Genomic DNA, 10704 nt, shown 5'->3' on the forward strand with positions numbered 1-10704 from the left:
GGTATAAATCCGTCACTTTATTCCATTGATCAGAATCTTCGTAGTATTTTAAAGCAGTACCCACGCCAAAAAACCCTGGAACATTTTGCTTCAACTGGCTCCAAGAACCCACAAACGGAATCGCTCTTAAATCCGCAAAATTCAATTCTTCCGATTTATTTCTTTTCGACGGCCTGCTGCCAATATTTGCTTTGGCATAATATTTTAAAGTACTCATCCGCTCCAAATATGGAACAAATTTAGGATTATTTTTGAAATCCAAATATTTTTGAAAACCAATTTCGGACAAGTCATCCATAATGCTTATTTGCTCATTAGAAAGCTTGTTTTTGTCCCTACCAAACAAATCATTAGAAATACCAGCTGTCAATAAATTTTCGAGATTAAATCGACACGAATCCACCGTTCCAAAATTTGAACTAATCGTTTGACCTTGAATAGTTACTTGGATTTCATTGTTTTCAATTTCAGGACCTTGCGAAGCATAGTACTTATGTGTTTTTCCACCACCTCGAGCAGGCGGACCACCTCTACCATCAAAAAAAACTACTTTTATTCCGTATTTTCTTGATACACTGCTGATGTTTTGTTTTGCTTTATAGATACTCCAATTTGCCATTAAATAGCCGCCATCTTTTGTTCCATCCGAAAAACCCAGCATAATAGTTTGCTGATTGCCTCGTTGCTCCAAATGTTTCGCATACTTTGGATTCAAGTACAATTGTTCCATTACTTCGTGTGCTGTTTTTAAATCGTCGATTACCTCAAAAAGAGGCACAATATCCACCGTAGGATTTTTCCAACCTGTTAATGCAAATAATCCAAGCGCCTCCATCACATGCACAGCCCCTTCATTATTACTGATTATATACCGATTAGAGCCTTTTTCGCCATTATTTTCTTGAATCGTTCTAATCGCTTGAATGGAACTCAAAACCGACTTGGTTTCTTCGTTAAAATCATCCGGATTTAAAGTGGCTTCCAATTTTCCCAATACTAAAAGTTTTTCCGAAGCAGAAAGCGTTTTGTAATTTTCAGGAAATAATGCGCTACCGTTTTGTTTGTCGTATTCAATTATATCATTATAAACTGTTTGATGAATTTTACTATTTTGGCGTATATCCAAAGTGGCAAAATAAAATCCGAAAAGGTTTACTTTGTTTATTAAGACTTCTAATTCATCCAAATACAGGGATTGATGTTCGCTAACAATCAGACCTCTAATCGCCGCCAATTTTGATTGCAATTCCTCTAAAGAAATGGATAATTCGCCTGTTGAATAAAACACCGAACGATAAAGCTTTGCTTCAATATCAGCTACCAAATGCATTACATTATAAAAGGTTAACTTTCGTTTTAGTATTCGAATATCGTGGTAATAACATTTCAAAATTGAGGTTCGTAAACGCAGGGCAACTTTCAATGTAATTTCATTAGTTACAAATGGATTTCCATCCCGATCGCCTCCAGGCCAAAATCCGAAACTAAAAATGGAGTTGCTAATTTGTTCACCAGTAAAAATGTTGTTTTGCAAATAATGCAGCATTTCGCCTGCCGTTTGATAAAAAACATTTTCCAAATACCAAATCAAACTTACAGCCTCGTCAAAAGGAGTGGGCTTTTCTTTTTTAATAAATGGCGTTTTACCCAATTGCGCCAGCAACTGCTTGATGACCACCAAATCATTTTTTCGAAGCGCTTCGGTTAAATCGGTTATAATCCCTAAAACAGCACCTGGATAAAACTGTGTAGGATGTGCGGTTAATACAGTTCTTACGCCAAAATTTTGAAGAAAACTTTTCATTCCTTTAAAATTATTTTCTGCCTCAGCACGCTCTTTAATATTTCGTAGCGAACCTTTTCCCTCTAAATTATTCACTACCGGAAAGGCGGCGTCTTCAATGGCGTCAAATAAAACCACTTGCCGTTCGACGTATTGAATAAATCGAAACATTAAATCAATTTTATTTTGTTCGGATTGATCATCCAAGTATTTCTCGGTGAAAAAATCTAAAATCTGACTCGGATTCCAATTTTTTTTAAAACCGCTATCGCAAACCTCTGTAAATAAAGGCAATAAAACCCCCGTATTGTCTATTGCATCGAACGGCAGTGTAATAAAAACACTGTTGTAAATGTGGTACTTAGAAATTACGTGTTGATTGAAGCGTTCAATTTTTGGCGGGGTATACATATTGGAAGAATTAAGGTTCTAAATTAACAAAAAAAGCCTCAAGTTTTTCACTTGAGGCTCAATTATTGGTTCAAAACAGCGATTACATATTCTGAAAAATCGTGTGCATCAACCGTTTTTTGTCATTAATGCTTTCTTCTAGCGAAATCATTGTTTCGGTGCGGTACACTCCTTCAATATCATCAATCATAAAAATAACATCTTTAGCATGTTTCGTGTCTTTAGCTCTAATTTTGCAAAAAATATTGAATTTACCTGTAGTTACATGGGCAACAGTCACGAATGGAATGTCGTTAATTCGTTCTAAAACAAATTTTGTTTGAGAAGTATTGTTCAAAAACACACCTACATAAGCGATAAACGAGTAGCCTAACTTCTCGTAATCAAGGGTTAATGAAGACCCCATAATAATTCCGGCATCTTCCATTTTTTTTACACGAACATGGACAGTTCCAGCGGATATCAACAACTTTTTGGCGATATCAGTAAACGGAACACGTGTATTATCAATTAACATATCTAATATTTGATGATCTACTTCATCTAATCTAAACTTACTCATAGCGGTAATTTATTATAATTTAATGTTCAGGACAATTTGGAGTACAAAAAAATCAATTATTTTTTAAAAAAATGAATTTTTATTATTTTTTTACCAAACCATTAACAAATTTAACATTTTTATTTATCGAAAAATGGGCTTTTGTATCTAATTTCGGAAAATCATCTGCTCCATCAGTATAAACTCCTTCTTTGAAATCGCATTCAACGTGACCGAAATAATCTTCTAAATTTCCAACTTTAGCAATAAAACCGTTAAAATGTATTTTATTATCTACTAACTGTTCTCGAAATTGAACCGCAAAATTCGTTATTAATTTTGAATCTTCATAATTAAAACCAACGTTTTTATAAACAAAATCGAAAAAATTTGGAATATTCTGGGGAATCTGCAGATAATCTTTCAATAAATCGACTACTACATCGTTTTCGTCGGGAGATTGAAATGCTGACAATAATGCAATAAAAACAAATTTTCGAGTTTTCTCTCTCTCATAATCCTCTGGAAAGTGTCCTGCTTCAATAAGAATCGTCGGTGTTTGTAAGGATTGAAATGTATCACCAACACAATTAATGTTAAAAGAATCGTCAAAACGGCCAATTTGCCCAGGAATAAATCCGGTAAGAACTTTAACCATTTTCAAAATCAAAGCTACGGATTGCAATCTAGACTCGTTGTATTCTTTCTCTTCATTAAATGAAGGCGCTAAAAATGAAATTGTCGCTGGTTTTCCCGTTGCACCCACGCCAAAAATAGATCGTTGGTCGTGTAAATTGTAGCAGTAATCTGGTTTAAAAGCCTTAAAACACTGCATGAGTAGCCGACTTTCGGGCTGCGATAAGTCTTGAAAATCCCGATTTAAATCTATTTCATTTGCATTAACTCTCGTATATACTTCCGCACCATCGGGATTTAAAATCGGTATGATTAAAAAAGAATACGCATTCAAAATATTTTTTGCTACAGCAGAATCATCTTGAAGCATGTTTAAAAAATCCAGTAGTCCTTTTGTCGTGGTAGATTCGTTTCCGTGCATTTGAGACCATATCAAAATTTTCGTTTCCCCCCAACCAATTTCGCATTGATAAATGGGCCGATCTTGAACGGAGCGGCCCATAATTTTCCACTGACTTTTATCGATCCTAGAGTCGAGAAAATGGGTCAACATTTCTAAATTTAGATAACGGCCTTGAATCGAATAAAGTTTGTATTGTTTATGTAAGTTTTCGTAATCCATATGTAATATAATGAAGTTACAAAAGTAAACATCTTTATAATTACAATTGTAAACAGCAAATTTACAAATTTAATTTACCTTTGTAAACAAATAATGTACTTTGTAATAGTACAACTGTATACAACCACACCAGTTGAAATAAAAGCAATAAAAATGCTGTAAAAAGTACTTTTAATCAGGTATTTAACTTATTTTATTTAATCCTATACTACACCTCTACCGTGCGGTTTTTGAATTATTTACTCTTGTAACATCCCATTTTAAAATTAAATTATTTACATTTGTAATCAATGTTTACTAAACCAAATTGCGATGCTGAATACAGAAGATTTTATCAAACGTTTGGAATTTATAATGGATCATTTTGGCTTGAGTGCCTCCTCCTTTGCCGATAAAGTAAGTGTCCAGCGGTCGAGTATTTCGCATCTTTTGTCGGGCAGAAACAAACCCAGTTTGGATTTTGTAATGAAAGTTTTAGATATTTTTCCAGAGCTTAATTTGTACTGGTTGTTGGACGGATCTGGATATTTTTTGAAAAATATTGAACAAGAAATTAGCTCAAATCTGATGGAAAATAGTGCTACTCTATTGAATGAAAATAGCTTTCAAGAAGTCAGCACATCAATTCCGAAAGAAAGTAGTTTCGAAAAAGTAGTGCATCTTTTACCTACTCCTTCGGAATCCGTATCTCAAAGAACGGAAGATAAAAATATTAGTAAAATTGTGCTTTTTTATAAAGATGGAACTTTTGAATCTTTCAATCCTTCCCAAACGAAATAAGAAAGCCCCAACCTTAAGAAAAGATTGAGACTTTCAAAACCAATAAAACAAACACAAAATCAACTTAAAAACGTTGGAGCTTTGTACCAACCTTCTAGTATCATTTACGATTTTAAATTAATCTTGGTTTTAATAATTTTAAATATTTTAAAAATAAAAATTGAAAGCCGCACAAATATAGAAACTAGTTCGATTTAGCACGTTTTATAGTCGCGTTTCAATTACAACGCTAGCTATACTAAAAAGTTTTTATTTTATTAAAACAACACTACTTTTTTTGTGAATAAATTGTTGCATTACAGCAATTAGATGAAATTTTCTTTAAAAATTTGGAAAATGTATGGGATAAAACTTGTTTTTATTTACATTTACAATATATTATACTACACGCCCCTGAAATATAATTCTGCTCAAGTCCTTTCTCTTTTTGACTTAAATTATTTACAAAAACCTTCAAAAAATCATGATTAAATCAATTTTAACGTTTTTATTCTTAGCGTTGGTATTTGGTTCTGCCAATGCACAGATTGGCGAACAATATATTGTTGCTTCTCCAACTGTAAGTTTGAGGAGTGGCGAAGGAAAATCATTTGCACTTGTCGCAACACTTTCAAAAAATGATGTGGTGCAAGTTGTTAACACCAACAAAAACGGCTGGTGGTATGTTGATTTTAAGGGTACAAAGGGTTACCTTATCGCGCAGTTTATCAAAAAAAGATCGAATGATGGTTGGCTTCCAAAACAGTATGAAACTGGCGACACGCCTACTTGTGATCAAGTAAAAGCCGAATATGACACTAATCTTGACAACCATCTAAAAGTTACCGTCAATTCTTCTACTGATGTAATGCTAAAACTGATGAAAAAACAATCCGATGGAGATGTATGCATTCGAACTGTTTTTATTGAAAGTGGAGATTATACATTAATTAAAAATATTCCGGAAGGTAAATATTATTTAAAAATAGCTTACGGAAAGGATTGGAGAGAAAAGCACATTGACGGAAAATGCACGGGCAGATTTATAGAAAACGCACAGTATGAAATAGGTAAAGAACGTTTGAATTATAAAATTGTTCAACTCAGTAATCGCGTGGATGTTCCGTCCTATTCACTTTCGTTAGGAAATAGAGCTAAAGAAGGAGTTGACGCATCATTTAATACCGAAACGATTTCTGAAGAAGAGTTTAATAAATAAAAAAAACGATTTTTGTAGGCTTTAAAAATACAATATCAGCAATTCGATTAAAATCCATCATTCCATTAATTTATTCTACACGATGCTAAAAAAATGGCTCAGCTACATCATTCCCATCAACATTAAAACCGAAAAATCGTTTTGGAGTAATACGCTCGAAGTTACTTGGGCCAATGGCGAACTTGTTTTGGATTCGGCCAACACCAATTATTCGTACGGGAGTTTGCAACGCATTCTTCGAATCGGATTGCTTAAAATAGGTTTTGACCGGATTGCCAAAATGGATCACATTTTAGTTTTAGGAGTGGCCGGCGGAAGTGTTATCAAAACATTGGTGGAGGAAATAGCCTATTCCAATAAAATTACAGGCGTAGAAATTGATGGAAATGTAATTGAAATGGCCAAAAAATATTTTGAATTGGATAAAATTACAAATTTAGAGATTGTCCTTGATGACGCCTTTGAATTTGTTTTGAAAACCAAACTGAAATACGACCTTGTCATTATCGATATTTTTCAAGACACCAAAATGCCCAATTTTTTGTTTGAATCTTTTTTTGCCAATCGGATATTAGAAATTTTAAACGATAATGGTCTTTTTTTATTCAACACAATGTGTTTACTGGAAGCCGACAATTTAAGAAATGCTACTTATTTAAATCAATTTGATAAAAGTCAAGTTCAAGTACAAACCATTCCTCGAATTGAATCGCACAACGAAGTGATAATTGTAGAAAAGCTAAGCAATCACGCCACTTCCTAACAATTCCTCTCCCTCATACCAAGCCACAAATTGTCCTTCGGTAATGGCCGATTGAGGTTCATCGAAAACTACATACATTCCGTGAGAAAATTGATACAAAGTTGCCTTTTGCAAGGGTTGACGGTAACGAATCCGAGCCATTGTTTCTCTTTTTTCATTTTCGGCTAAAGCCAAATCTTCCCGAATCCAGTGGATTTCTTCTTGCTTGATGTACAACGCTTTTTTAAACAATCCCGGATGCTCGTTGCCCAAGCCGGTATAAATAGTATTGGTTTCTACATTTGTTGCAATCACAAACAGCGGCTCTGTAGTACCGCCGATGTTTAGTCCTTTTCGTTGTCCGTTTGTAAAATAATGAGCTCCTTGGTGTTTTCCCATCACTTTTCCCATCGACGGAACGTAAGCTCTATTTTTTGCCTCAAAGGCAAACTGTTGTTCAGAATTGGGTATTGCCCCACTTGTTTCTTGATAAATCGAATCATTTTTATCAATTTGAATAATCAAACCTTCTTTGGGTTGTAATTTTTGCTGTAAAAATTCAGGTAAACGGACTTTTCCTATAAAACACAATCCTTGAGAATCCCGTTTTTCGGCAGTAACCAATTCCATTTCTGCAGCAATCTGTCTTACTTCAGGTTTAGTCAATTCTCCAATTGGAAATAAGGCTTTCGCCAACTGTTCTTGAGAAAGTTGGCACAAAAAATACGATTGATCTTTGTTGTCGTCCTTTCCAGAGAGCAACTGATACACTTTTTTACCTTCTACTTCAAGTTCTCCTTTTCGGCAATAATGACCCGTTGCTACGAAATCAGCTCCTAAACTCATAGCGATTTTCATAAAAACGTCGAATTTGATTTCGCGATTGCACAAAACATCGGGATTGGGTGTTCGACCCTTTTCGTATTCGCGAAACATATAATCCACAATTTTTTCCTGGTATTGTTCGCTTAAATCAACCGTTTGGAACGGAATTCCTAATTTTTCGGCTACTAACAACGCATCGTTACTGTCCTCCAACCACGGACATTCGTTAGAAATAGTGACCGAATCGTCGTGCCAATTTTTCATAAACAACCCTATAACTTCGTATCCTTGCTGTTGCAAAAGATAGGCAGCCACACTCGAATCTACTCCTCCTGAAAGACCAACTACAACTCTTTTCACCTTAAATTGATTTAATGTGCAAAAATACGACTTAAAATCAGTTTTAAAAGTTAAGGTCTATTTAATTTTACCGCAAAAAAAATCCCAAAACTATTGTTTCGGGATGTCTGTTTTCTTTTCAAATTTAATTCGAAGTGGGTATTTTTCCTTCTTTTTTAAAACTCCATCTTCATAAAATTCCCAAACGCCCTTTTTTTCGTTTTTAACAAAATTTCCTTTGCTTACAATTTTACCGTTGGAATCTCTATTGACGGCAGGACCATCGTATTGGTTATTTTTAAAAGTAGCTTCTTCTGCAATTATGCCGTTTTGAAGATATACTCTATAAATGCCTTCTCTTTTACCCTCTTTATAAGTAGTTTCTTCAGCAATTTTACCATCTGAAAAATAGATTTTTTGGGTGCCCTCTAATTTACCCTTTTTGTAATTTTCAACTTTCATCAATGCGACTGAAGCTTTATGGTAGTAGTTCCACGTTCCTTCATTAAGTCGATTGACGGTTTTTCCTTCACTTACTTTAAAGCCTTTTTGATCATAAAAAGTGGTTTGAGCAACCGTCCCATTTTCCGAAAAAACACGAGTTGCCAATAAAGATTGTGCTTTAGTATCATCAAAGTACTTAAAAGTACCTACCTCTACTCCGTTTTTAAAAGTTCCTTCGTATCTAGGACGCTTAGATGTTTCGAAAACACCTTTCCAAAGACCATCTTTCTTGCCATTAGCATCGAATTGATTGACTTTTTCTTGTGCAATTGACACAAAAAAAGAGCAGAATATCAACAGTAAACTGAAATTTAATTTAATCCTATTCATAAAATAAAGTACCATTTTAGTAACGCAAAATTACTATTAATTTATCGTATAACGCTGAAAAAAGCGTTATGTTGTTTGATTTTTAAAGCGGGAATAAAATCTGATAAATCATTTTAGTTCAAATTAATTTAAAAAATAGTCTCATCGAGTTGCTATAGAAATTACTGTTTTTGTTTGTAGGATAATTTCAGTATCAAAATACGACGAAAAACGTATTTTCAAACACATTATAAGTTATTTACTTTGCTATATTAACTTTAAAAAACAAATAAAATGAAAAAATTAGTAAAAGTAGTAGCGATAGTTATGATTGCATTAGCATTCTCATGTTCTAGTGACGATCAAGGAAGTGGAACTTCAGGAGACGCAATTGTAGGCACATGGAAATTAGTGAGCAGTACTGAAAATGGCGTAGCCGTTCCGCCAGAGGAATGTGACGATTTGGAAAGCAGCGAATTCAAATCCAACGGCGATTTTATTGGCAAAGATTATGACTTGGAAAACGGTAATTGTGTTTTGCAAGAAGTCAACGAGCCCGGAGTAACTGTTACCACGAAATGGGAAAAAGTAGCTGACAATAGTTATAAAGTAAAATTCATTATCAATGGTCAAGAAAGTCCATTTAACTTGGCATTTACAACGGTGTTTTCCAATAATAACAATACCGTAACCACTACTGCAACCGAGGAAGATGGCGATTTAGTCGTTTCTATTTTAGAAAAGATATAAGCAAACTTCTATTTAAATATAAAAACAGTGATAAAAAGTCGCTGTTTTTTTTTGAATGTTTTCGTAAAACTCCGTTGCACTAGTGTAGCAATCAAAATAGGTTTACAGAAATAGTATTTTCATAACAATAATGTTGACAAACACTTGATATAGGTAATACTAACCTATATTTTTTTATCCAATGCATTCCTAAAAGCACAACTTTTGAAGTTCCGAAACGAGTGTTAATCTTATTATAAATATTACTTTTCAAGTTAAATCCATTTTTTTATTTGAATCTTTGTTTATAATTTTACATAATACATTAAATAAACAAATAACTTAAATCAAACAAACATGAAAAATTTATTTAAATCGATTGCTGTTTTGGCCTTGGTATTTTCATTAACATCTTGTGAAGACGATGATAATACAGTACAGCCGGCATTAAAAACAATTTCTACTATTGCCGTTGAAACTCCAGATTTATCCTTGTTAGTAAAAGCTTTGACGAAAGCTGGATTAGTGGATGATTTGCAAGCATCAGGACCATTTACTGTATTTGCTCCAACTAACCAAGCCTTTATTGATGCGGGTTTTACTGCGCAAATTATTGATAATTTACCAGCATCAGAGGTTCCAGGTCTTACGCAATTATTACTAAATCACGTTGTAAGTGGTGCACTAAAATCAACAGATTTAACAGATGACTCGTATGTTAAAACTCTTGGAAAAGGAGCAGCATCTACAACAAATACACTAAGTATGTTTATCGACACAACAGGAGGAGTTACTCTAAATGGAGGTGCTATGGTAATTAGAACCACTAATGGAGGAACATTTAATATTATCGCTTCAAACGGTGTAATTCACTTGGTAGATGAAATTATTACTTTACCAACCGTAGTAGATCATGCGGCAGCAAATGATAAATTTAGTGATTTGGTAGGGTATTTAACGACGCAAGGTTTAGTTCCAACTTTATCAGGAACGGCAAGTTCACCTTTCACGGTTTTTGCTCCTATTAATACTGCATTTACAACTGCTGTAGAAGGTGTTTACAATGGATTATCACCAGCTAACAAAACAAATTTATTGAAATACCACGTAGTTGGTGGTGCAAATGTACTTTCAAATGCGATTCCAACTGGTCCAATAGGAACTTTATTTACGGGCAAATCGTTTTCAATAACTGGAGTTTCAATTAGCGACTCAACGCCAATGAGTAAAAATATTATAGTTAAGGATGTACAATGTTCAAATGGAATTATACATGCAGTAAACG

The 10704-nt window shown here is 34.0% G+C and carries 10 protein-coding genes; 5 read left to right on the forward strand and 5 right to left on the reverse strand.

The features are described 5' to 3' along the window. From ACIQ2X_RS09595 to ACIQ2X_RS09605, 3 genes are all read right to left on the reverse strand, one after another. The coding region (locus ACIQ2X_RS09595) for a phosphoenolpyruvate carboxylase (RefSeq protein ID WP_396178712.1) at positions 1-2194 on the reverse strand (2194 nt) is incomplete at its 3' end. Between the two features lie 82 nt (positions 2195-2276). Further along, positions 2277-2756: an Lrp/AsnC family transcriptional regulator gene (locus ACIQ2X_RS09600; protein WP_022828573.1), complete on the reverse strand. Its 480-nt coding sequence runs from the start codon at positions 2754-2756 to the stop codon at positions 2277-2279. Between the two features lie 82 nt (positions 2757-2838). After that, entirely contained in the window at positions 2839-3993 is a 1155-nt protein-coding gene (locus ACIQ2X_RS09605) for a M14 metallopeptidase family protein (RefSeq protein ID WP_396178713.1), read from the reverse strand. Positions 3994-4305: 312 nt separating this feature from the next. Between ACIQ2X_RS09605 and ACIQ2X_RS09610 the strand changes: the two genes are divergently transcribed. The 3 genes from ACIQ2X_RS09610 (at position 4306) to ACIQ2X_RS09620 (ending at position 6734) form a co-directional block, all read left to right on the forward strand. Beyond that, the gene (locus ACIQ2X_RS09610) at positions 4306-4773 is read left to right on the forward strand and encodes a helix-turn-helix domain-containing protein (RefSeq protein ID WP_396178714.1); all 468 of its coding nucleotides are present in this window, start codon (positions 4306-4308) and stop codon (positions 4771-4773) included. A gap of 463 nt (positions 4774-5236) precedes the next feature. Next, entirely contained in the window at positions 5237-5971 is a 735-nt protein-coding gene (locus ACIQ2X_RS09615; protein ID WP_396178715.1) for an SH3 domain-containing protein, read from the forward strand. A gap of 82 nt (positions 5972-6053) precedes the next feature. Continuing rightward, on the forward strand, positions 6054-6734 hold the full coding sequence (locus tag ACIQ2X_RS09620) for a spermidine synthase (protein WP_396178716.1): 681 nt from the start codon (positions 6054-6056) through the stop codon (positions 6732-6734). Here the strand turns inward: ACIQ2X_RS09620 and mnmA are convergent. Both mnmA and ACIQ2X_RS09630 read right to left on the reverse strand, forming a co-directional pair. Next, entirely contained in the window at positions 6711-7898 is a 1188-nt protein-coding gene (gene mnmA / locus ACIQ2X_RS09625) for a tRNA 2-thiouridine(34) synthase MnmA (protein ID WP_396178717.1), read from the reverse strand. The genes ACIQ2X_RS09620 and mnmA overlap by 24 nt on opposite strands. 90 nt (positions 7899-7988) lie before the next feature. Next, positions 7989-8711 carry a toxin-antitoxin system YwqK family antitoxin gene (locus ACIQ2X_RS09630; RefSeq protein ID WP_396178718.1) on the reverse strand — a complete coding sequence of 241 codons (723 nt, stop codon included), beginning with the start codon at positions 8709-8711 and terminating at the stop codon, positions 7989-7991. 273 nt (positions 8712-8984) lie between these two features. Here ACIQ2X_RS09630 and ACIQ2X_RS09635 point away from each other — a divergent pair, with 273 nt between their 5' ends. Both ACIQ2X_RS09635 and ACIQ2X_RS09640 read left to right on the forward strand, forming a co-directional pair. Next, positions 8985-9440, forward strand: coding sequence for a lipocalin family protein (locus ACIQ2X_RS09635; protein ID WP_396178719.1), 456 nt, complete (start codon positions 8985-8987; stop codon positions 9438-9440). 336 nt (positions 9441-9776) lie between these two features. Continuing rightward, positions 9777-10704: fasciclin domain-containing protein (locus tag ACIQ2X_RS09640; RefSeq protein ID WP_396178720.1), on the forward strand; the 928-nt coding region annotated here is incomplete at its 3' end.

The organism is Flavobacterium sp. (genome assembly GCF_044368625.1).
Classification (GTDB): domain Bacteria; phylum Bacteroidota; class Bacteroidia; order Flavobacteriales; family Flavobacteriaceae; genus Flavobacterium.